The organism is Microbacterium sp. LBN7 (assembly GCF_045690345.1).
Classification (GTDB): Bacteria; Actinomycetota; Actinomycetes; order Actinomycetales; family Microbacteriaceae; genus Microbacterium.
In genome coordinates this window covers 335993-358377 of sequence record NZ_CP147856.1, presented here as the reverse complement: position 1 = coordinate 358377, position 22385 = coordinate 335993, and the positions used below count along the sequence as shown (strand labels likewise).

General features: G+C 70.3%; 20 protein-coding genes. 9 read left to right on the top strand and 11 right to left on the bottom strand.

Annotated elements, in window-relative coordinates; translation table 11 throughout:
• Nucleotides 1-6 precede the first annotated feature (6 nt).
• A complete protein-coding gene (locus tag LBN7_RS01775; protein ID WP_116635356.1) occupies nucleotides 7-816 on the bottom strand; it encodes an RDD family protein in 810 nt (269 codons plus the stop codon).
• 16 nt (nucleotides 817-832) lie between these two features.
• On the opposite strand from LBN7_RS01775, the gene LBN7_RS01770 reads away from it, so the two are divergent.
• Complete coding sequence (locus tag LBN7_RS01770; protein WP_116635355.1) at nucleotides 833-1825, top strand: stage II sporulation protein M; 993 nt, start codon at nucleotides 833-835, stop codon at nucleotides 1823-1825.
• A gap of 15 nt (nucleotides 1826-1840) precedes the next feature.
• On the opposite strand, the gene LBN7_RS01765 is transcribed toward LBN7_RS01770, so the two are convergent.
• The 5 genes from LBN7_RS01765 to LBN7_RS01745 form a co-directional block, all read right to left on the bottom strand.
• A complete protein-coding gene (locus LBN7_RS01765; protein ID WP_407360782.1) occupies nucleotides 1841-3148 on the bottom strand; it encodes a DUF58 domain-containing protein in 1308 nt (435 codons plus the stop codon).
• A complete protein-coding gene (locus LBN7_RS01760; RefSeq protein WP_243408905.1) occupies nucleotides 3149-4072 on the bottom strand; it encodes a MoxR family ATPase in 924 nt (307 codons plus the stop codon).
• Between the two features lie 99 nt (nucleotides 4073-4171).
• Entirely contained in the window at nucleotides 4172-5356 is a 1185-nt protein-coding gene (locus LBN7_RS01755; protein ID WP_116635352.1) for a DUF4350 domain-containing protein, read from the bottom strand.
• On the bottom strand, nucleotides 5353-5994 hold the full coding sequence (locus tag LBN7_RS01750; protein ID WP_407360781.1) for a DUF4129 domain-containing protein: 642 nt from the start codon (nucleotides 5992-5994) through the stop codon (nucleotides 5353-5355). The genes LBN7_RS01755 and LBN7_RS01750 overlap by 4 nt, the downstream gene beginning before the upstream one ends.
• The gene (locus LBN7_RS01745) at nucleotides 5991-7469 is read right to left on the bottom strand and encodes a glycerophosphoryl diester phosphodiesterase membrane domain-containing protein (protein ID WP_407360780.1); all 1479 of its coding nucleotides are present in this window, start codon (nucleotides 7467-7469) and stop codon (nucleotides 5991-5993) included. The genes LBN7_RS01750 and LBN7_RS01745 overlap by 4 nt, the downstream gene beginning before the upstream one ends.
• A 96-nt stretch (nucleotides 7470-7565) precedes the next feature.
• Here LBN7_RS01745 and mtrA point away from each other — a divergent pair, with 96 nt between their 5' ends.
• The 5 genes from mtrA (at nucleotide 7566) to hpf (ending at nucleotide 13180) form a co-directional block, all read left to right on the top strand.
• Nucleotides 7566-8246 (top strand): MtrAB system response regulator MtrA, encoded by a 681-nt coding sequence (gene mtrA, locus LBN7_RS01740; protein WP_116635349.1) that lies wholly within the window; start codon nucleotides 7566-7568, stop codon nucleotides 8244-8246.
• Nucleotides 8247-8253: 7 nt separating this feature from the next.
• Complete coding sequence (gene mtrB / locus LBN7_RS01735; protein ID WP_116635348.1) at nucleotides 8254-9936, top strand: MtrAB system histidine kinase MtrB; 1683 nt, start codon at nucleotides 8254-8256, stop codon at nucleotides 9934-9936.
• Entirely contained in the window at nucleotides 9929-11647 is a 1719-nt protein-coding gene (locus LBN7_RS01730) for an LpqB family beta-propeller domain-containing protein (RefSeq protein WP_407360779.1), read from the top strand. The genes mtrB and LBN7_RS01730 overlap by 8 nt, the downstream gene beginning before the upstream one ends.
• Nucleotides 11648-11743: 96 nt before the next feature.
• Nucleotides 11744-12436 carry a ComF family protein gene (locus LBN7_RS01725; protein ID WP_407360778.1) on the top strand — a complete coding sequence of 231 codons (693 nt, stop codon included), beginning with the start codon at nucleotides 11744-11746 and terminating at the stop codon, nucleotides 12434-12436.
• An 87-nt stretch (nucleotides 12437-12523) separates the two neighbouring features.
• A complete protein-coding gene (hpf, locus tag LBN7_RS01720; RefSeq protein ID WP_116635345.1) occupies nucleotides 12524-13180 on the top strand; it encodes a ribosome hibernation-promoting factor, HPF/YfiA family in 657 nt (218 codons plus the stop codon).
• A 64-nt stretch (nucleotides 13181-13244) separates the two neighbouring features.
• On the opposite strand, the gene LBN7_RS01715 is transcribed toward hpf, so the two are convergent.
• Both LBN7_RS01715 and LBN7_RS01710 read right to left on the bottom strand, forming a co-directional pair.
• On the bottom strand, nucleotides 13245-14582 hold the full coding sequence (locus LBN7_RS01715; protein ID WP_116635344.1) for a hypothetical protein: 1338 nt from the start codon (nucleotides 14580-14582) through the stop codon (nucleotides 13245-13247).
• Between the two features lie 74 nt (nucleotides 14583-14656).
• Nucleotides 14657-15259, bottom strand: a complete 603-nt coding sequence (locus LBN7_RS01710) for a PadR family transcriptional regulator (protein WP_407360777.1) — start codon at nucleotides 15257-15259, stop codon at nucleotides 14657-14659.
• Between the two features lie 188 nt (nucleotides 15260-15447).
• Between LBN7_RS01710 and secA the strand changes: the two genes are divergently transcribed.
• Together secA and LBN7_RS01700 are read left to right on the top strand one after the other, a co-directional pair.
• Nucleotides 15448-18252, top strand: a complete 2805-nt coding sequence (gene secA, locus LBN7_RS01705) for a preprotein translocase subunit SecA (RefSeq protein ID WP_407360776.1) — start codon at nucleotides 15448-15450, stop codon at nucleotides 18250-18252.
• A 76-nt stretch (nucleotides 18253-18328) separates the two neighbouring features.
• The gene (locus LBN7_RS01700) at nucleotides 18329-19555 is read left to right on the top strand and encodes a pyridoxal phosphate-dependent aminotransferase (RefSeq protein WP_116635342.1); all 1227 of its coding nucleotides are present in this window, start codon (nucleotides 18329-18331) and stop codon (nucleotides 19553-19555) included.
• On the opposite strand, the gene LBN7_RS01695 is transcribed toward LBN7_RS01700, so the two are convergent.
• Together LBN7_RS01695 and LBN7_RS01690 are read right to left on the bottom strand one after the other, a co-directional pair.
• Nucleotides 19479-20720 (bottom strand): CpaE family protein, encoded by a 1242-nt coding sequence (locus tag LBN7_RS01695; RefSeq protein ID WP_407360775.1) that lies wholly within the window; start codon nucleotides 20718-20720, stop codon nucleotides 19479-19481. The genes LBN7_RS01700 and LBN7_RS01695 overlap by 77 nt on opposite strands.
• Nucleotides 20717-21337, bottom strand: coding sequence for an SAF domain-containing protein (locus LBN7_RS01690; RefSeq protein ID WP_341945743.1), 621 nt, complete (start codon nucleotides 21335-21337; stop codon nucleotides 20717-20719). Before LBN7_RS01690 ends, LBN7_RS01695 begins: the two co-directional genes overlap by 4 nt.
• Nucleotides 21338-21434: 97 nt before the next feature.
• On the opposite strand from LBN7_RS01690, the gene LBN7_RS01685 reads away from it, so the two are divergent.
• Entirely contained in the window at nucleotides 21435-21713 is a 279-nt protein-coding gene (locus tag LBN7_RS01685; protein WP_116635339.1) for a helix-turn-helix domain-containing protein, read from the top strand.
• On the opposite strand, the gene LBN7_RS01680 is transcribed toward LBN7_RS01685, so the two are convergent.
• Complete coding sequence (locus LBN7_RS01680) at nucleotides 21701-22312, bottom strand: hypothetical protein (protein ID WP_116635338.1); 612 nt, start codon at nucleotides 22310-22312, stop codon at nucleotides 21701-21703. The genes LBN7_RS01685 and LBN7_RS01680 overlap by 13 nt on opposite strands.
• Nucleotides 22313-22385: the final 73 nt, after the last annotated feature.

Here is a 22385-nt window from a genome sequence, read left to right as displayed (position 1 = left end):
AGCCGCTCAGACCCCGACGCGACGACCGGTGAGCTTCTCGGCCCGCCGATCGGAGTTCTCCAGCGCGCGGCGCTCCCGCTCCCTGCGCAGCACGGTGATGCCGATCAGCACGGCCTCCGGATGCGCGGGAGGCATCGGCGACACGTAGGGGGTCGCCTCGGCGAGCAGGTCCTGGGCGACCCTGGCCCGCGCTGCAGGGACCAGGCGAGGAGCGCTCTGCAGGAACTGGGAGATGCGCCGCGCGAGCCGGTCGGGAAGTCGCGCCACGTCGGCGATCTGCGCCCAGCCGCCGAGCTCCGGCGGAAGGACCGGCACGATCGGGATGAGCCGTGGGGTGCGCACACGCTGGCTGTACGTTCCCGCGACCAGATCGCCCAGGCGCTGGGAACGGGAGTTGAAGGCGCCCGTGAGGACGGCGACGCCGCCGAACGTGCCGTAGATCTCCAGCACACCCAGCAGGGCGCGGATGAACGCGTGGCGGAAGCCCGCAGCGCCACCGTCGACACGCACGATGCGCCCGCCGACCGCGAGTTTTCCGAGGCTGCGGCCCTTCGTGGCGACCTCCACGGTGATCGGCAGCACCACGAAGCTGACCACCAGTGCGGCGACCGTCGCGATGCGGTCCGTGGCGTCGTCGAGCACACCGGCGTCGAGCAGCCAGATGCGCAGGAACAGCCACAGGATGAAGACGGCGAACCCGACCACCATGTCGATCAGGGCGCCCAAGGCGCGGAGCAGGAAGCCGACCGGCTGCACGTCGATCGCGACGGCCTCGCCGGAGAGCACCTCGTCGGACGCATCGATCGGGACGGACATGAGTACAGTAAATCAGGTGGATGCCGATGCGCTGTCTGATGCACGCCGCGCCGAATGGGAGCGCTTGGACGAGCTGAGCCGCGCCCGCCTGGACGGGGCGGGTGTCGACGAGCTGATCGTGCGCTACCGCGCGGCGTCCGCGGACCTCGCCGAGCTCAAGACCTCGGTGGGGGAGTCGCCCCAGGGGGCCTACCTCTCCACGATCCTCGTGCGCGCGCGGCTCCGCCTCACCGGGGCCTCGGACAGCATCCTGACGCAGACCGCGCGGTTCTTCAGCCTCCAGCTGCCCGCAGCCCTGTACCGGCTGCGCTGGACCACGGCCATCATCGCCGTGTCGTTCATCGCGATCGGCGTCGGCACCGCCGCGTGGATCGCGAACGATCCGGCGCTCATCGCGACGCTCGGTCCGCCGGATGCGCTCGAACAGTATGCGGACGAGAGCTTCACGGGCTACTACACCGAGAACCCCGCCGCCGAGTTCATGGGGATGGTCTGGACGAACAACGCCTGGATCGCGATGCAGTGCGTGCTCTTCGGCGTGACCGGCATCTGGCCGATCGCCGTGCTCGTGCAGAACGCGATGGGCCTCGGTCTGTCGGGCGCCGTGATGGCCGCGCACGACAAGGCCGATGTCATGCTGCTCTACATCCTCCCGCACGGCATGCTCGAGCTGACCTGCATCTTCGTCGCCGCGGCCGCCGGTCTGCACATCTTCTGGGCCTGGGTCGCGCCAGGGCCCCGCTCCCGCGGCGAGGCGCTCGCGGAAGAGGGCAGGTCGCTGGCGACGGTGGCGCTCGGGCTGGTGTTCGCGCTGTTCCTCGCAGGCCTGGTCGAGGGCTTCATCACCGGCTGGTCGCTGCCCTGGCCGGTGAAGATCGGCATCGGTGCGGCCGCGCTCGCCGTGTTCCTCATCTACATGATCGTGATCGGCGGTCGGGCCCACCGCCGAGGCGCGACCGGCGATCTGGTGGAGTACGAGGCCGGCACGCCGCGACTCGTGGCCGGGTGACCCCGGTCCGACGGATCAGAGCCGGCCGGCGGCCTTGAGCTCGAGGTAGCGGTCGGCGATGCGCGGCGGAAGCTCCTCCGGGTCTGCGGCGATCGCTTCGCCCCCGGCGCGACGGATCGCGTCCGCGACGTTCTCCGCATCCCTGAGCGTGCGCTCGGCGGCCGCGGCGAGATAGATCTCCTCGCGTGAGCCTCGCCGACGGGCGAGATCCGCGATGTCGTCATCCGTCACCGATCCGACCAGCACCGTCGTCGCACGAGATGCGTCGGGGAAGGCACCGAGGAACGCCCTGGCGGACTCCGCGGCGTCCTGCGCGGTGAGCACGACGATGAGCGAGGGGCGCGTCGTGAGCGTGCGGACGGCGGCGAATGCGCCGTGCCAGTCGGTGTCGACCAGACGTGCATGCACGGGGGCCATCGCGTCGGTCATGGCGGGGAGCAGGGCCGTGCCGTCGACGCCGGTGACGCGGCCGCGCACCACACGGTCGTACATCAGCAGGTGCACGTGATCCCCGGCGCGCGAGGCGAGCGCGGCGAGCAGGAGCGCCGCCTCGAGCGACGCGTCGACGCGCGTGCCGTCGCCCACCCGTGCGGCCGCCGTACGTCCGGTGTCGATGATGATGACCACGTGACGGTCGCGCTCCGGCCGCCAGGTGCGCAGCATGGTCGTTCCGGCGCGCGCGGTCGCTCGCCAGTCGATCGACCGCACGTCGTCGCCGCGCACGTACTCGCGCAGCGAGTCGAACTCGGTGCCCTGGCCGCGGACCTGGATGCTCGTGTTGCCGTCGAGTTCGCGCAGTCTCGCGAGTCGCGAGGGGAGATGCTTGCGGGAGGAGAAGGCGGGCAGCACACGGATCGCCCCGCGCACCCGGTGCCGCGTCTGCCGACCGGCCAGGCCGAGCGGACCGCGGGAGCGGATCATGACGAACTCGCTCACCAGCTCGCCGCGGCGGCGAGGCAGCAGCGGGATCGCGACCCGTGCGCGTTCCCCGGGAGGGATGCTCAGCTGCGGGCGCGCGGGCGATGCCCCGGCCGTCGGCTGCCAGGCGTCGCGGATCACCGCGTGCAGCGTGCGCTCACCGTGATTCTGCAGGGCGACGCTCACCGGCACCGGCTCGCCGATCCGCGTGCGCTTCGGCACGCGGCGCGTCACCGTGACACTTCGAGGACTGGCCGCGAGGGCGATGTCGATCCCGGACAGCAGGAGGCAGAGCGCGATCCATCCGCCGAGCACCGCGTACGCCGGATAGCCCGCGAGTCCGGCCAGGACGAGCGGGATCACGCCCACGGCGAGGGCGAAAGCGAGGCGGCCGGTGACGAACACCTAGATCGGCACCCTGGTCTGCTGCACGACCGAGGTGAGCACGGCATCCGCCGACACGCCCTCCATCTGGGCGTCAGGGCGCAGCTGCAGGCGATGGCGCCAGACCGGCACCAGCATGGTCTGGACGTGGTCGGGGGTGACGGCGGAGGAGGCGTTGAGCCATGCCCACGCCTTCGCGGCGGCGAGAAGCCCGGTCGACGCGCGCGGGCTCGCCCCGAGCTCGACGGACGGGGACTGACGCGTCGCCCTGGCGAGATCGACGACGTAGCCGAGGACGTCGTCGGTGACCTCGACGCGCCCCGCGGCCGCCTGCGCCGCGCGGATCTCGTCTGCCGTGACGACGGACTCGACGCCGGTCAGGTCGCGCGGTGAGAAGCCCTCCGCGTGCCGGCGCAGCACGGAGACCTCGGCATCGCGCTCCGGCATGCCGACGACGAGCTTCATGAGGAAGCGGTCGAGCTGCGCCTCGGGCAGCGAGTACGTCCCCTCGTGCTCGATCGGGTTCTGCGTGGCCGCGACGAGGAACGGATCGGGCAGCGGCCGGCTCACGCCGTCAGCGGAGACCTGGCGTTCCTCCATCGCCTCGAGGAGAGCTGCCTGCGTCTTCGGCGGCGTGCGGTTGATCTCGTCGGCGAGCAGGATGTTCGTGAACACCGGGCCCGCACGGAAGTCGAACTCCCCGGTGCGCGCGTCGTACACGAGGGAGCCGGTCACGTCGCCGGGCATGAGGTCGGGCGTGAACTGCACGCGCTTCGTGTCGAGCCCGAGAGCCCGCGCGAACGAGCGCACGACCAGGGTCTTCGCGACACCGGGTACGCCTTCGAGCAGCACGTGCCCTCGGGCGAGCAGCGAGACGAGCAGGCCCGTCACTGTGCCGGCCTGACCGACGACGGCCTTGTCGACCTCGGTGCGCACCCGGTGCATTGCCTGACGCAGCGCGGCGTCGTCGGCGGAGTGGTTGTCAACGGTCACGTGGTGGCCTCGGCTTCCGTGGGGATGGATGGACGGCGGTTCGGATGCGGATCACGACTCGCCCCTGGTGGTGTGCATGCTCGCCTCCACGGCGGCCTCGAGCTCGTCGAGCCGTCGGGCGAGCTCGACGAGGGCGGCGTCGTCTGCGGGGAGCGGGCCCGCGAGCAGCGCCTGCAGCGTGCCGCGGGGGATCCGGAGGCGATCGGATGCCGCGTCGGCGACCTCATCGGATCCGGCGTGGACCGCGAGCCCGAGGCGGCGGGCGAGACGGCGCTGCGCACCGTCGCGGAGCGCCTGTCCCGCGTGGGGGGCGTCGCCGGCCTTCGCCGTGAGACGCGCGCGCCCGTGCATGGTCTCGGACGCGCGCACGGTCACCGGAAGAGTCTCGGCGACGAGCGGTCCGAAGCGCTGGCCGCGCCAGATCGCGGCGGCGACCCCGGCGGCGAGGAGCAGCAGGATGACGGGCGTGACCCACGGAGGTGTGAGGCTGCCCAGCGTGTCGGGCGACTGGCCCTCGATGTCGGTGTCGCCGAACGACGGCACGTACCAGACGACCCGCTCGGTCTGACCGAGGAGCGCGAGGGCGAGGGCGGCGTTGCCGTTCTCGGCGAGGTAGGCGTTGCTGAAGAGCTTCGTGCCCTCCACGACGAGGACGTCGCGGTCCGCGCGGTCATCGACGAGGACCGCGGCGCCGTCGGCGTCGCCGAAGCAGGCCTCGACGCCGTCGGCGGGGGAGAAGAACCGGTCGGCGCGGATCGTCCCGACCTCGGCGAACTCCGGGACGTCGCACTCCGCATCCGCGGGCGCGGAGCTTCCCGGGGCGTTCTCGCCGATGTCGAGGACGTTCAGCAGGTGCGTGCCCGTCGAGAGGAAGACGATCCGGTCGGCGGGCTCCAGCAGCTCGGCGAGGGCGTCGTCGCTCAGCGTGTAGGGGTTCGTCATCACCAGGGTCGTGTCGTCGCCGACCGCCGCGCGGGCCTCGGCACGGGATCGGGCGACCGACACCTCCACACCCTGGTCGCGCAGGATCTCGGCGAGGGCGAGAGCGCCGGAGTCGTCGCGCCCTTCCGGATCGAGCGTGCCGCGGGCGCCAGGGCCGCTCGCGCTCACGCGGAGGGCGACGAACGCGACGAGCAGGACGAGCGCGACGACGATCACCCATCCCACGATCGTGCGCACGCGCCGGGGTCGGGCGTCTGCGGTGGACTCCGCACTCGCCTGCTCGATCGAGGTCACGCGGGCACCGCCTCGAGGCGTCGCGCGCGCAGTCGCTCATCCGTGGCCGCGAGGTCGCGGTAGCTCTCCTCGGTCGCGGGGTGGCGCAGATAGCGCACGTCGTCGAAGGACACCGCTGCGCGACGCATCGCGCCGGCCTCGTCGGCGAACACCGCGCTGGCCTCCCGGGCGATCGATTGCGCGGTCGCCCCGGGCGCCGGATCGATGAGGTCGCGCTCCAGCAGGCTGCGCGCGATCGCGCGGTAACGGAGGATCGTGGCGGTGTCCCAGTCTCCGTCGCGGGCGCTGCGCTCGGCATCCGCTCTGAGCTGCGCGGCGGTGCGGTCGTCCTGCTCGCCCAGGAGGTCGGTCCGCGCCCGGCGCACGGCCCTCGAGCTCCGCGGGCGTCCCCAGATGATGAGCGCGGTGATGAGTGCCGCGACGATGATCGTCGTCACGATGATGAGCGCCCAGGGCCCGACGTTCGCGCCGTTGTCGGAGGTGAAGAGGTCGGCGATGAATCTCCCGATGTCGCGGGCGACGAGATCGAACCAGGTCGGCTTCGCATCGGCGTAGCGGGGATTGGAGAGCTCCTCCTCGGCCCAGCGCCGCGCCTCGTCCCCGTCGGGGACGAACAGATCGTCGGACGGTCGGATCATGCCGTGCCGTCGCCGCTTCCCGGGGCGGCCCAGCCGCCGTCCGCGGGAGTGGCCCACGGGCTGTCGGTCGGAGGCGCCGGAGGGGCGGAGGCCGCCGGAGGCGCCGCAGGAGCGGGAGGCGCGGCAGGAGCGGGAGGCGCGGCAGGAGCGGGAGGCGGCGCGGGCGCGAACGCGGCGGGAGGCGCGCCGGCCGGCTGCTGCGGTGCGTACGGCTGTGGCGTGTACGCCGATGGAACGTACGGCGGCGGCGCGGAGGGCTGTCCGGCGTAGGGAGGCATGCCGCCGGGCTGCGCGGCGTACGGCTGCGGCGGGTAGCCCTGCGGGGCAGGCGGCGCTCCGTACGGGGCGTAGCCGGGCGTCTGGGACATCATCACGTGCTCCGGCACCTGCCGGGGAGGAGGAGCGCTGGACACGGCCCGCGACGGATCGACGGCGAAGGGGTCGCCCAGCTGCTCCTCGGTCCAGCCGAGCTCACGACGCTCCACGTGCGAGATGAGCGTCTGATCGAGCCCCTCGTAGCGCATCCGGCAGTCCAGGTACACGAGGGCGGATCCCGTGCTCTGCACGACCAGGGTGATGGCCTGGAGCACGAGGAGCAGGATCTGCGGTGCGATGAGCGTGAAGATGAAGCCGATGACCGCGCCGGGCTCGTACTCGCCGGTGGGAGCGACCACGGACCCGAGGAGCGAGCTGAGCATCGCGACGGGGAAGCTCACGACCTGCATCGCCAGACCCATGATGAAGCTGATGAGGAACGTGACGCCGAACGCGACCCAGAACCGGCCGCGCGTGAGGCGCCAGGAACGCACGAGCGCCTCGCGGAAGCGCGCCTTCTCGAGCACGAGGATCGAGGGCACCAGCAGCAGCTTGGTGCTCAGCCAGACGATCAGCGGGATCGAGGCCAGCCCGATGAGCACGACCACCAGCACGACGACCCCGATGAGCTCGACGCTGCCGCCGAGTCCGCCGGCGATGAAGGCCCCGATGATCAGGGCGACGATCGCGAAGAACCCGAACACCGCGATCACCGACAGCGAGGCGAAGCCGGCGAGACGCCAGAACGCGGGCGCCATCTTGCGCCACAGCATCCCGAGCGTCGCCTTCACTCCGATCGACGCATAGCCGATCTCTGCGGCGACCACTCCCTGCATCATCGCCGTGAAGGCGATCGAGGTCAGACCGACCGCGAGCCCCGCGATGATGTTTATCGCGATCGTGCCGGCGAGCACGGCCTCGAAGTCGGCGGAGGACGGCGACACGGTCTCCAGACGCGAGAACGTGGTGAAGAACACCACACCCATCACGCCGGCCGTGGCGACCACGACGACGAGCTGGATCACGACGGCGAAGCCGAAGAGCACCTTCGGGTTGTGCCGGAGGGCAGCGAAGGCCTTCCCCAGCAGCATCCCGAAGGTCAGCGGATGAAGGGGGATGACACCCTTCTTCGGGGCAGGGGTCCACGTCGCACCACTCACAGCACTCCCTCCATCGAGCGCTCCCATCGTGTCATATCCCTGTACGTGGTGCGCAGACCTGGGGACCGCGGGACTCGGTGCCATAAGGTAACAGTTATGACCTCACGCATTCTTGTGGTCGACGACGACACCGCGCTCGCCGAGATGATCGGCATCGTGCTGCGCACGGAGGGTTTCGAGCCGGTCTTCTGCGCCGACGGCGCACGTGCGGTCGACGAGTGGCGCACGCAGCGTCCCGACCTGGTGCTGCTCGACCTCATGCTCCCCGGCATGGACGGCATCGAGATCTGCACGCGCATCAGAGCGGAGTCGGGCGTCCCCATCCTCATGCTGACGGCGCGCAGCGACACCGCCGATGTGGTCCGCGGCCTCGAGGTCGGGGCGGACGACTACATGGTGAAGCCCTTCAACCCGAAGGAGCTGGTCGCGCGCATCCGCACCCGGCTGCGTCCGACGCCGCAGGCCACGAGCGAGCAGCTGAAGGTCGGCGACCTCACGGTCGACGTCGACGCGCACGAGGTGCGTCGTGGCACGACGCCCATCGCTCTCACCCCGCTGGAGTTCCAACTGCTCGTCGCGCTCGCCTCGAAGCCGCAGCAGGTGTTCTCCCGCGAGATGCTGCTCGAGCAGGTCTGGGGCTACCACTACAAGGCCGACACCCGACTCGTGAACGTGCACGTGCAGCGCCTGCGCGCCAAGGTCGAGCTCGACCCCGACAACCCCAAGATCGTCATGACGGTGCGTGGCGTCGGCTATCGCGCCGGGAGCGTCGGTTAGGCGCACGATGGACGCGACGACAGCGACCACCACGGCCGTCGCTGTCATCCGCGACTGGCGCGGATGGCCGACCGTGCTCTCCGCGCTCTGGCGCCGGTCGCTGCGGTTTCGCACGCTCACCATCACCCTGATCGCGACGTCGCTGGCGATCTTCATCACCTGCGTCACGATGGCCCTCGTCATCCAGAACGACCTCTTCGTGTCGCGCAAGAACGTCGCCCTCCAGGATGCCCGCCGCGCCGTCGACCAGGCGCAGGACATCCTCGACGTCGCCGAGGTGAGCGACGACCCGGCTGCTCTCGCCGATCTGTGGAGCAGCATCCAGGCGAACCTGGCGCGAACCTCGAGCACCGATCAGCTCGCCGGCTTCCGCATCGACACGGAGTCGGACGGCGTGCGCCTGAACGGCTTCACCGCGGGGCTGAGCAGGAACCGGCTCAGCCCGGAGATCGAGGCGCGTGTCGAGGAGTTCGCCGATCGTCAGGCCTGGCAGTCGGTGGCCCTTCCCGTCGCGGATGGCGGCGAGGTGCCGGGGATCGTGGTCGGACAGCAGCTGAACGTGCCCGAGGCGGGACCGTTCGCGATCTACTTCGCCTACGACCTCGCCGATGCGGATCAGACCCTCGTGTTCGTGCAGCGGACGCTGTGGATCGCCGGGATCGGTCTCGTCGCGATCGTCGCGGCGATCTCCTGGATCGTGCTCCGCGCGGTGGCGACGCCGATCGTGCAGGCCGCCGAGACGAGCGCGCGCCTCGCGGCGGGCGATCTCGGCGTGCGTCTGGAGGTGCACGGCGAGGACGAGCTGGCCACCCTCGGGCGGTCCTTCAACGCCATGGCCGACAGTATCGAGGCCCAGATCAAGGAGCTCGGCGAGCTGTCGATGGTGCAGCAGCGCTTCGTGTCCGACGTGTCGCACGAGCTGCGCACGCCTCTGACGACGATCCGCCTCGCCGCGGACATGCTCAACGATCAGCGCGAGGAGTTCGATCCGACGACCGCCCGTACGACCGAGCTGCTGCACACCCAGGTGCAGCGGTTCGACACGCTGCTCGCCGATCTCCTCGAGATCAGCCGCTACGACGCGGGGTCCGTGCAGCTCGAGCTGGAGGCGACGAGCCTCGCCCACCTCGCCGAGGACATCATCGAGCAGATGCGTCCGCTCGCCGAGGGGCGCGGTTCCGAGCTGAGACTCGTCGGCCCCGGCGGCTACTCGCCGGTGGACATGGATCCTCGTCGGGTCCGCCGTGTGCTGCGCAATCTCATCGGGAACGCGATCGAGCACGGTGAAGGACGACCGATCGTGGTGACGGTCGACAGCAACCAGCACGCGGTGGCCGCCGGTGTGCGGGACTTCGGTCTGGGCATGGAGCCCGCCGACGCCGAACGCGTCTTCGACCGCTTCTGGCGCGCCGATCCCTCGCGCCAGCGCACCCTCGGGGGCACGGGGCTGGGGCTCTCGATCGCGCTCGGCGACGCGACTCTGCACGGCGGCACCCTCGCGGTGTGGTCGGAGCTCGGGGTCGGGACCAACTTCGTCCTCACGATCCCGCGGCACGGCGCGGTCCTGGACGGGCCGAGCCCGATCCCGATCGAGCCGCAGGAGCCGCTCGCCGAGCTCGGCGACGCGACCCAGCCCATCTCCTGGGCGGAGCTCCCCGGACTGCTGAAGGAGCCGGACGACGATGACTGAGCGGAGAGGCACGCGGGTGCTGCGCGGCATCGCGCTGATCGTCGCGGCGCTGCTGCTGCCCGCGTGCGCCGGGCTGCCGACGAGCGGCGACGTCACGGTCGGACTCGTGCTCGGCGAGTCGCCGCAGGACGTCGACTTCCTCCCGGTGGCGTCGGGACCGATCGCGGGCGCCGGTCCGGAGGAGATCGTCGAGGGCTTCCTCGAGGCGGGGATCACCACGTCGGAGAACTGGGCGACGGCGCGCGAGTTCCTCGCACCTGCGCTGCAGCGCGCCTGGCGTCCGGCCGCGGGAGTGTCGATCGACGTCGGCACGGAGACCCGCGTGCTCACCTCCTCCGTCCCGGCGGATGCCGTCGAGGAGGCGGAGAGCGCCGAGGTGCAGGTGCGCCTCGACCTCGTCGCGAGCGTCGACGAATCCGGTGCGTATGCGGAGGCCCTCGGGCCGTCACCCGTGAAGTTCAGCCTCGAGCGGACGGACGACGGGGAGTGGCGCATCACGCAGGCGCCCGACGGCATCGTCATCGACCAGCCCCGGTTCTCGAACGTCTTCGAGGGGTACCCGCTGCAGTACTTCGACGGAGAGTGGTCTCGGCTCGTGCCGGATGTGCGGTGGTTCCCGCGTCGGCAGAGTCCCGCGACCACCGTCACCCAGGCGCTGATCGACGGATCGCCCAGCGCCTGGCTCGACCCCGCCGTCCAGACCGCGTTCCCGGCCGACGTGCAGCTGGCGCAGGACGCCGTGCTGATCACCGACCAGGTGGCCGAGGTCGCGCTCACGCGCCCGGCGATCGGACTCGACCAGCTCACCCTGTCCCGCATGCGCACACAGCTGCAGGCCACGCTCAAAGCCGCGGGCGTGTCCGTCTCGCAGGTGCGCTTCTCCGTGGACGGACGCACGCTCGACGCCGGCGTCGTCGAGCTGGTGGACGCGCCGCCGGACGTCGGGACGCTCGTCCTGCAGAACGGGGCGTTCGGGAGGATCGTCGGGGACGAGGTCACCGCGATCCCCGGGATCACCCAGGGCATCGTCGCGATCGATCAGCCCATCGTGTCGATCGACGTCGCGACCGACGACTCTCAGGCGGCGGTGCAGCTGGCCGACAATCACGTCTACCTCGTCAGCGAGGGGAGCGTCGACGAGCTCGACGCGCGGCAGGGCCTGATCGAGCCGTCGATGGACCCCTACGGCTACACCTGGACGGTTCCTGCAGGCGCTCCGACCGCCGTGCACGCCCGGGGGAGCGACGTCGTGGAACACCCGGTGGCGAACGCCTGGCCGACGGCCTCGGCGATCTCCGATCTTCGGGTCTCTGCGGACGGGGCGAGGGTGGCCGCCGTGGTCACGGTCGGGCAGCAGCGCTGGGTCGTGGTCGCCGCGGTGGTGCGCGATCCGGCGGGAATCCCCGTCGAGCTCGGCGACGTGAAGCAGGTGACGCAGCTCTCGGCTCCGGCGATCGGGCTGGCGTGGCTCGGGTCGGAGCGACTGGGGATCCTCATCGATCCGCAGAGCCCGCAGGTGCTCACCCAGATGGTGGGCGGGCCGGGGACCGCTGAGGCAGCACCGGAGGATGCCGTGTCGATCGCCGGCGCGCGGACGGTCGGCGGGCTCCGGGTCGTCGGCGTCGGCGGACAGCTCTTCGCCCACGCGGGCTCGGCGTGGCGGGAGATCGCCGCGGAGATCTCGGTCCTCGCGACCCGGGCGGGCGAGTGAATCGCCCCTCCTGCACGGCGGGCTGATCCGTTCGGTTCTCCCCGGCTGCGGCGTGCGTGCGTTCGTCGAGCTGTCCTGATCCGAGAGGATCGGCGGATGCTGCCCGCTTCCGCTCTTCGCACCCTCGGCGCCGAGATCGCCGCGTTCCTGCTCGCCGCCTCGTGCGCGGGGTGCGACGAGCCGGGTCGGCTGCTCTGCCCGTCCTGTCATGACCGGCTGGCGCCGACGCCGCAACGGGGGATGACGCCGGGCGGACTGCCCGTGCACGCCGCCCTCCGATACGAGGGGGTCGCAGCGCGTTGCATCCGCCGCCTCAAGGGCGAAGGGGAGACCCAGCTCGCCCGTCCTCTCGGGTCGGCGCTCGCCATCGTCCTGGCGCCCGTCCTGTCGTCCTCGACGTGGATCGTGCCGGTGCCCACCGCGAGGAGTGCGTTCCGCCGGCGCGGCTACCGTGTGCCCGACATGCTCATCCGCCGTGCCGGGCACATGCCGCAGCGCGTGCTCTCCCTCGTGGCGAGACCCGCCGATCAGCGCGGTCTCGGGGTGCGCGAGCGGACACTGAACGTCCGCGGTGCGATGCGTGCGCGACGGGCCGGCCGCGGAGCCGAGGCGATTCTGGTGGACGACGTCGTGACGACCGGGGCGACGCTCGACGAGGCGGCTCGCGCACTCCGCGCGGCAGGGTTCAGGGTGAACGCGGCGGTCGCGCTCGCCGCCACGCCGCGGCGCGCCGGATTCGAAGGAGACTCATCGGGAACTCATCGACGACACGACGAAAGTCACCAGTGACATCGACTCGCAGGCGGACTACGGTTGGGGACCACAAGGCGACAACGGTCCGCCCTTGGCCGGGAGGACCGGGACAAGGAGACAGCAATGGAAACGAGCATCGTCGGCGTCGGAGTGGGAATCACCGATCGCTTCCGAACCGTTGTCGAGGAGAAGATCGCCAGGGTCGAGACGCTCGCGGGTCGAGCGCAACGGCTGGACGTGAAGGTCACGCACCGCGTCTTCCGCAACGGCCACGTCCCCGAGGAGACGGTCGAGCTCACGCTCGTCGGAAAGGGTCCGGTCGTCCGCGCTGAGGCGACGGACGGTGACAAGTTCGTCGCACTCGATCTCGCGATCGACAAGATGTCCGAGCAGCTGCGTCGTGCCAAGGAGAAGCGCGTCGACGGACGCCAGCACCCGCGCGGTGCCCACTTCGAGAAGGGCACCGGTGAGCTCGAGGGGATCGATGTGCAGCCGGCATCCGCCGACATCCTGCACGCTGTCGCCACCGGCACCATCCCGGTGCAGAACGATGACGAGGAGAGCTACTCGCCGGTCGTCATCCGCACGAAGAGCTTCGACGCGGAGTGGATGACGGTCGAAGAGGCCGTCGACCGCATGGAGCTGGTCGGCCACGACTTCTTCCTCTTCGTCGACGTCCGCACGGATCACCCGAGCGTCGTCTACCGCCGCAAGGGCTGGGACTACGGTGTGATCGCGCTGAGCACGCAGGCGCCGCCGTCGGAGGCACTGGCTTCCTGAGCTGAGACCAGAGAACGGCCCGTCCCTGAGGGGACGGGCCGTTCTGACGTTGGGTCGTGAGAGGTCAGTCGAACATGCCGTCGAGGAGGCTGCCGATCACGAGCCCGCCGAGGATGCCCGAGGCGATGTCGCCTCCACCGCCTCCGCGCGGCCGTCCGCCCCAGCCGCCGCCTCCGTAGCCGCCGCCACCACCCCAGCCCTGGTCGTCGGGACGGGAGGAGTCGATGTCGCGCTGCGCGAGCTGCAGGGCCTCGGATGCCAGGTGCGCGACACGGCGGGCCTGGACGAGCGCCTCTTCTCTCGTGTCCTCGGCCGGGAGCAGATCGGACAGGTCGACTCGCAGCCGTTCCGCCTCCGCGAGGCGTGTCCGCGCGTCGGCACCGATCCACCCGCGGTGGCCGGAGATGAGTCCGCGTGCCACGCCCAGCTGCCGGTCGGCGTCGTCGATCGCGTGCTGCACCTGAGGGATGCTCGGAAGGGGGTTCTCGGCGCGGTGGCGGGCCTTCGCGATCGCGTCGTCGAGCGCGGAGTTCGCGGTGCGGAGCTGCGACAGCTCCGCGAAGGGGTCGTTGGGGGTGCCGGACGGTGTCAGCGCGCTCAGCGCGGCCTGGAGAGCGGAGACCGCTTCGGCGACCGCGGGAGCCTGCGGGGCGGTGCGGGCGGCGATCAGATCGCCGCGGGAGTCTGCCACGACCTCGGCGAGGGTGGACTCGGCGCGCAGAGCCTCGATCTCGAAGTCCTCGACGGCGTCGAGCAGCGCGGACGCGCGGCGGGTGGCCTCGGTCGCCGTCTCGAGAGCGAGGTTGGCCTCTTCGTTCTGCTTGGCCGCGCGGCGGCGCTCGGAGATGTCGGCGCTGTGCGTCGCGAAGGCGATCAGCTGCTCGGCCTCGGCGGCGCTGGCCGTGATCTGGTGCATGGCCGACTCGGCGTAGCGGGCCGAGAGCCGCGAGACGGATTCGTTCGTCTGCGGGATGCGCGCGCTCAGCGCCGCGGCATCCGCTCGCACCTGTGCGATCACCTCTGGCGCCCTGCGCACCTTGGCGACGGATGCGGCGAGCACCGACGTCTTCTCATCGAGCAGGTCCTGTGCCCAGTCGCACAGCTGGAGGATGCGCGCGTTGCGGGTGCGCAGCTCCTCGGCCGTGTCGGGGATCTCGTCGTGGTTCAGCTGGTGCAGCTGGAACGCCTCGCGCAGATGCGTGCGCACGGCGGCGAGGGCCTTGCGCAGGTCGGCGGTCAGCGACGCTCCGAGCTCGGCTTCGGCGAAGTCGAGCTCGTCGGAGGTGGTGCGGATCCTCTCGTCGGCGCCGACCAGGGCCTGCTCCGCGCGACGCGCCAGATCGGCGTCCTGTGCGGCGAGTTCTTCCTGTTCGCGTTTGCGTCTGCCCCAAAATCCAGCCATGGATCGATCCTAGTTTCCCCTGCGGTCGCGGTGGCTGAGCATCCGCTCCGGGCGAACGGGGTTCGATGACGGCGTCAGGCGATCGCAGGAGTGCGGGTCGCGGGTCGGCCGCGCTTGGGGCGTTCGGTGGCCAGCTCCAGAGCCATCGCATGCTGCGGATGCTGTGCGAGCAGTTCTCCGGCGTGATCGAGCCAGCGCAGCTCGGCCTCGGCGGCGAAGATCATCGAGTCCCGCACGAGGGACCAGGCCAGATCCTCAGGGCCGTCGGTTGCGATCTCGGGGCGGGGTGTGTGCCGGAGCGCGTGCAGCTGCCGCAGCGAGGCCTCGCGCTGCGCCTGGAGGGCGGCGGCCACGTCGACTCCCGGCAGGGTCGCGGCGACCGCGAGCTTGATCGCCAGCTCGTCGCGGGTCGCCGGCGTCCGGACCACGGGGGAGGAGAGCCACTGCGCGACCTCGGCCGATCCGGCATCCGTGATCTGCCAGTAGACGTGGCCGTGCTCGTCGGTGTCGCCGCGCTGCACGAGTCCGTCGCGCTCGAGCCGTTCGAGCGTGTTGTAGATCTGGCCCACGTTGAGGGGCCACGTCGAACCGGTGCGACGGTCGAACTCGTGCCGCAGCTGATAGCCGTAGCACGGACCCTGATCGAGGATGGCGAGCAGGCTCTGACGGACCGACATGGTGATCTCCCGACCGCGTGTTGTCGAACGCGATACCGAGTATATGGATACCGGGCAACCATCCGGACCGACGCGCAGACCGCGCGTGCAGGCGACGTGCAGGTCACAGCCCGGTAACATGGCAAAGTATGCCTGGCGACCGCCTTCCGGTGGCCGGCGATTTACCCACTGACAGGGAGATGACATCCGTGGCCAATCCTCTTGAGAAGCTGCTGCGTGCTGGTGAGGGGCGGGTCATCCGTCGCCTGAACCAGGTGGTCAAGGCAGTGGGGGCGCTGGAAGAGGACATCTCCAAGCTCACCGACGACGAGCTGCGGAACGAGACGACCGAGCTCCGCGCCCGCTTCGAAAAGGGCGAGACGCTCGATCAGCTGATGCCCGAGGCGTTCGCCGCTGTGCGCGAGGCGGCCAAGCGCACGCTCGGCATGCGCGCCTACGACGTGCAGATCATGGGTGGAGCCGCCCTGCACCTCGGCAACATCGCCGAGATGAAGACCGGTGAGGGCAAGACCCTCGTCGCGACGTTCCCGGCCTACCTCAACGCGATCGCCGGCAAGGGCGTCCACATCATCACGGTGAACGACTTCCTCGCGAGCTACCAGGCGGAGCTGATGGGCCGTGTGTTCCGTGCCCTCGGAATGACCACCGGCATCATCGTCTCCGGGCAGACCCCGGCCGTCCGCCGCGAGCAGTACGCCGCGGACATCACCTACGGCACGAACAACGAGTTCGGCTTCGACTACCTGCGCGACAACATGGCGTGGCGCAAGGAGGACCTCGTCCAGCGCGAGCACTTCTTCGCGATCGTCGACGAGGTGGACTCGATCCTCATCGACGAGGCCCGCACCCCGCTGATCATCTCCGGTCCCTCGTCGGGCGAGGCCAACCGCTGGTTCGCCGAGTTCGCCAAGATCGCGCGCACGCTCGAGGCCGGTGAGGACTACGAGGTCGACGAGAAGAAGCGCACGGTCGGCGTGCTCGAGCCGGGCATCGAGAAGGTCGAGGACTATCTCGGCATCGAGAACCTGTACGAGTCCGCGAACACCCCGCTGATCTCGTTCCTCAACAACTCGATCAAGGCGCTCGCCCTCTTCAAGAAGGACACCGACTACGTCGTCATGAACGACGAGGTCATGATCGTCGACGAGCACACCGGCCGCATCCTGGTCGGTCGTCGCTACAACGAGGGCATCCACCAGGCGATCGAGGCCAAGGAGGGCGTTCCGGTCAAGGCCGAGAACCAGACCCTCGCCACCGTGACGCTGCAGAACTACTTCCGTCTCTACGACAAGCTCGCCGGCATGACGGGAACGGCCGAGACCGAGGCCGCCGAGTTCATGTCGACCTACAAGCTCGGCGTCATCCCGATCCCGACCAACCGGCCGATGATCCGCAAGGACCAGTCCGACCTCGTCTACAAGAACGAGACGGCGAAGTTCACCCAGGTCGTCGAGGACATCGCGGAGCGCCACAACAGCGGCCAGCCGGTGCTGGTCGGCACGGTGAGCGTCGAGAAGAGCGAGTACCTCTCGCGCCTCCTCGCCAAGAAGGGCATCAAGCACGAGGTGCTCAACGCGAAGAACCACGCGCGCGAGGCCGAGATCGTGGCCCGCGCCGGTCGCCTCGGCGCCGTGACCGTCGCCACCAACATGGCCGGTCGTGGAACCGACATCATGCTCGGCGGCAATGCCGAGTTCCTCGCCGTGCAGGAGCTCAAGGGCAAGGGGCTCGACCCGGTCGAGACGCCCGAGGAGTACGAGGTCGCCTGGGACGAGACCTACCAGGCGATGAAGGATGTCGTCGCGGAGGAGTCCGAGAAGGTCATCGAGGCCGGCGGACTCTACGTGCTCGGGACCGAGCGTCACGAGTCCCGTCGCATCGACAACCAGCTCCGCGGGCGCTCCGGACGTCAGGGCGACCCCGGTGAGAGCCGCTTCTACCTGAGCCTCACCGACGACCTGATGCGCCTGTTCCAGTCGGGTGCGGCCGAGGCGATCCTGTCGCGTACGAACTTCCCGGACGACGTGCCGATCGAATCGGGTCTCGTCTCGCGGGCGATCCGCAGCGCGCAGTCCCAGGTCGAGTCCCGCAACGCCGAGATGCGCAAGAACGTCCTCAAGTACGACGACGTCCTGAACCGCCAGCGCGAGGCGATCTACGCCGACCGCCGCCACATCCTGCAGGGCGACGACATCGCCGGCCGCGTGCAGCACTTCATCGAGGACGCCATCGGCGGAGTCGTGGGAGACCACACCGGCGAGGGGCACAACGAGAGCTGGGACTTCGACGCCCTGTGGACCGAGCTGAAGACGCTCTACCCGGTCGGCGTCACGATCGACGAGGTCGTGTCGGAGGCGGCAGGCCGCAAGGGCGGCATCACCGCGGACGGACTCACCCGCGAGCTGCTCTCCGACGCGAAGATCGCCTACGAGAAGCGCGAGGAGTCGCTCGGCGAGGCCGCGACGCGCGAGCTCGAGCGTCGCGTCGTGCTGCAGGTGCTGGACCGCCGCTGGCGCGACCACCTGTACGAGATGGACTACCTCAAGGACGGCATCGGCCTTCGTGCGATGGCGCAGCGCGACCCGCTGATCGAGTATCAGCGCGAGGGTTACGCGATGTTCCAGTCGATGATGGGGCAGATCAAGGAGGAGTCCGTCGGCTACCTCTACAACCTCGAGGTCGAGGTCCGTCGTGCGGACTCGCAGACCGCAGAGGTCGAGGCCAAGGGCCTCGCGACCGACGGCGGCGAGCAGCGTCTGGAGTACTCGGCCGCGAACGACGCCGGCGAGGTCGAGGTCCGCAACGACCGCGGCCAGGTGCAGCAGGCCGCCACCGAACGTCTCCGCCAGGCGGCGGCAGCACGCGCCCAGGCTCCGCAGGAGGAGCCGGAGGAGGCACCGCGCGGTGCCTTCGGCCAGCGGACGGATGCCGCCGCTCCGGCAGCGGGCAACCGCGAGCAGCGTCGTGCGCAGGAGAAGAAGAAGAAGAAGTAGCGCGGTCCGCCGTAGCGACGAAGAGAGGGCCATTCCGTGTGGATTGGCCCTCTCTTCGTCGCTGTAGGCTTGGTCGATGACCCCAACGCGCAACTTCGACCAGTCGTCGAAGCTCAAGAACGTCCTGTACGAGATCCGCGGAAACGCGCTCGTCGAGGCGGCGCGGCTGGAGGCCGAGGGGCACAAGATCCTCAAGCTGAACACCGGCAATCCGGCGATCTTCGGCTTCGACGCTCCGCACCAGATCGTGCACGACATGCTTGCAGCTCTTCCCACGGCGCACGGCTACAGCGACAGCAAGGGCATCATCTCGGCCCGCCGCGCCGTCGTCAGCCGCTACGAGCAGATCGAGGGCTTCCCGCGATTCGATCCGGACGACGTCTACCTCGGCAACGGCGTGTCCGAGCTGATCACGATGACGATGCAGGCGCTGCTCGACGAGGGCGACGAGGTGCTCATCCCCGCGCCCGACTACCCGCTGTGGACGGCCATGACGAGCCTCGCCGGCGGCACGCCCGTGCACTACCTGTGCGACGAGGACGACGGCTGGCAGCCCGACCTCGAGGACATCCGCTCGAAGATCACGCCGCGCACCAAGGCGATGGTCATCATCAATCCCAACAACCCCACGGGTGTCGTCTACTCCCGAGAGATCCTCGAGGGGCTCGTGCAGATCGCGCGGGAGCACCAGCTGCTGCTGCTCTCCGACGAGATCTACGACCGCATCCTGTTCGACGGCGCCGTGCACATCCCGACGGCGACGCTCGCCCCCGATCTGCTCTGCCTGACGTTCAACGGACTCTCCAAGACCTACCGCGTCGCCGGCTACCGCTCGGGCTGGATGGTGATCACGGGGCCGCAGGATCACGCCAAGGGCTTCCTCGAGGGGATCACGCTGCTGGCGTCGACCCGGCTGTGCCCGAACGTCCCTGCGCAGCACGCCGTGCAGGCGGCTCTCTCCGGAGTGCAGTCGATCGATGCGCTGATCGCGCCGACCGGGCGCCTGCATGAGCAGCGCGACATCGCCTGGGAGGGCTTGGAAGCCATCCCTGGTGTCTCGTGCGTCAAACCGGAGGGGGCGCTGTACGCCTTCCCGCGACTCGACCCGAACGTCCACGAGATCCGCGACGACGCGAAGCTCGTCTACGATCTGCTCGTCTCGGAGCACATCCTGCTGGTGCAGGGAACGGGATTCAACTGGCCGACGCCGGATCACCTGCGCCTGGTCACTCTGCCCGAGCCGCGAGTGCTGAGCGAAGCCGTCGAGCGACTGGGGAACTTCCTCGCGAGCTACCGGCAGTAGCCGGTCCCCGGCCTTCTCCCGCGAGAGAGACTGCGAGCCGGCGCACCGCGGCGACGAGCGCGGATCGTGGTGTGACGTCGCAGAGGGGCCTTGCATGCAGGAGGGCGGCGTCGGCGGCGCGTCGATCGAAAGGCAGGAACTCCAGATCGGTGATGCCGGCGAACCGCTCGAGGGTGCGTCGCACCTGACCGCGTGCGTCGAGGCCCAGAGGCCCCGGGCGGATCTGGTTCACGACGACGGTCACGGGCGTCGGCGACACCAGGCGTCGTAGCTCGGCATGGTCGCGCAGGAATCGGCTGATCCCGACCGGGTCGGCCGACGCGACCGCGACGATGAGGTCGGCCTCCTGCAGCGCCGTCGACGTGGCGGCGTGGCGACGCGGGCCTGCCAGATCGCTGGTCACCTCGTCGTCGGCGTCGAAGGACGCCGCGACGTCGACGACCGTCTCGTCGACCCATTCGCGGCAGGCGCGCAGGGCGGCGCCGAGACGCGCCGCTGAGAGCTCCGGCCAGCGACTCGGACGGTTGAGTCCCGGCAGGACCTCGATCTCGCCGGCGCTGGTGGAGATCGTGGTCGCCAGACGCGTCAGCTCCGTCGCATCGAGACCGCCGAGCTGGGCGCGCCGACACGCAGCCGCGATTCCGGGAGACTCGTCGCTGAGCCCGAGCAGCAGGGCGAGGGAGGGCGCCGTCGAGTCCGCGTCGACGAGCGCGGTGGTGCGACCGGCACGGGAGAGCTCGACCGCGAGCTGGATCGCGACGGTCGATCGCCCTGGTGCGCCCTGCGGGCCCCACACGGCGATGACGCGACGCGGAGCAGCGTCGGGGACACGGGCCGGGCGAGGCGTCTCCGCCGCCAGAGCTGCGGCGACCTCCCATCCGGCGGCGTCCGCCGGAAGCGCCGCGGCGAGTCCGAGTCGGCTGAGCAGGCGGGTCTCCGTGCCTCCGAGCGCGAGGATGCGCACGCCGGCGCGATCGCAGGCGGCGATCAGGCTCGCGGTCAGCACCGCACGTGTGGCGGGGACCACGATGGCTTCGACGCCGGGCAGCAGATCGATCGCCGCGGTCGGGGGCACGATCGCGGCGACGCGGATCTCCTCTGCATCGAGCTCTGCGGCGAGTGCGGCGGCCCGCGGCTCAGGGATGGCGAGGATCACCGACGTCATCGTACGGACCGGATCGGGACGACCGAGAGCGAGGAGCCGCCCGTGACGGCGGCGAGGACATCCGCGACATCGGAGCGGGCGATCACGATCTCGACCCGGGTGCCCGCGTCGGCGAGCATGGTGTCGTCCTCGAACACCTCGCGGACGCTCGCCTCGGCGACGAGGATGCGCGGAGCATCGAACGAGCGCCCGTCCTCGAGTCGAGGCGCCTGCCATACCTCGACCACCGCTCCGCTCTCCACGTCGTCGGGGATGCCCGTGCTGCTCTCGATCACGATGGTGGTGCTGCGACTCTCGGCGGCATCGGCCGTCGCCGAGATGGGCACGATCTCGCCTCTCTCCAGCGTTCGGGATGCCACCTGCCCCGGCTGGAGGTCCTGGGGACCGAGGTATTCGTCCGCGAGTGCGCCGAGCCCGATCTCGACGACCTGGAAGTCACCCGACGTCAGGACCTCGCCCTCGGTGATGGTGCGGCCGGCCTGAAGCACGGGCGCGGCGTCGTCGGCGGCGGAGACGATGAGCCAGACGCCCGTGATGGAGACGACGACCAGGGCGATGCCGACGAGGAAGCGCACGTCGCCCCAGAATGCGCGCCGAGGACGGGAGAGGACAGCCATGGCGACATCGTCACAGAAATCCGGCCGACGCCCGTCGAGTTATCCACAGGGCCGGATCGGCCGATGCGGGCACGGGGGAGTGCGGGACAATGGGGCCATGGCAGATCCGCTCGCGTCCGCTCCGCGATTCCTCGCACCTGCGCAGGTCGCCGAGCTGCTGAGCATCGGCGTCGACGAGGTGATCACCCTCGTCCACGAAGGCCGCCTGCGCGGGTCGCAGCTCGGAACGCCGCCGCGCTGGCGCGTCGAGGAAGCCAGCCTGCAGGACTACCTGGCCGAGCAGTCCGAGACCTCTCGTCGCATGGCGCTGTGGCGTCAGTCCCAGACCGCGAGCTTCCCCGAGGTCTGGGGAACATCGTCTGCTCACGGCATCTGAGTCCCCGGCGTCCGCACCGCGACCAGCCGCGAGAACGGGATGACGCGAAACCCATGGACCGCGGACGCACGTCGGGCGTCTCCCCTGTCGTGCACCGCGAGATCGAGATGATCCGCGGCGGCGCGATCGATCGTGCCGTGCGCGTCTTCCCCCGTGAGCGTGCTCACCTGCACCGCGACACGACGGCGCGCGAGATCGCGCAGCACGAACCCGAGCGTCATCCGCTCGCGGAGCGCGTGCTCTGAAGGGGCCGGCTCCTCGAGGCTCGCGAGGATCATGCCGTGATCGAGCGTGATTCCGGCGATCGCGTGCTCGGGGACGAGCAGCGTCGAAGGGCCGGCCTGCGTGCCGTCGGCGACGCGCGAGGTCACCGCGATCCAATCCGCTCCCAGAGCGCGCAGCGTCACCGGGAGGCGCCGTCCGTTCGCGAGGTCGATCACGGCCTCCGCGCCGAGGGCGCACAGCATCCGCAGTCGCGCACGCAGCTCGAGACGCGCGATCCGCAGGCGCTCCGACTCGGCATCGAGGGCGGCGCGCTCGGCTTCCCACTCCGAGGCCAGCTGACCCTCGAGATCTTCGAACAGTCGATCCCAGTGCATCCGACCGAGAGTAGGCCACGTCCGGGAACGACGTACGAGTTATCCACATTCCTCTCGGGCGACGCCCACGGTG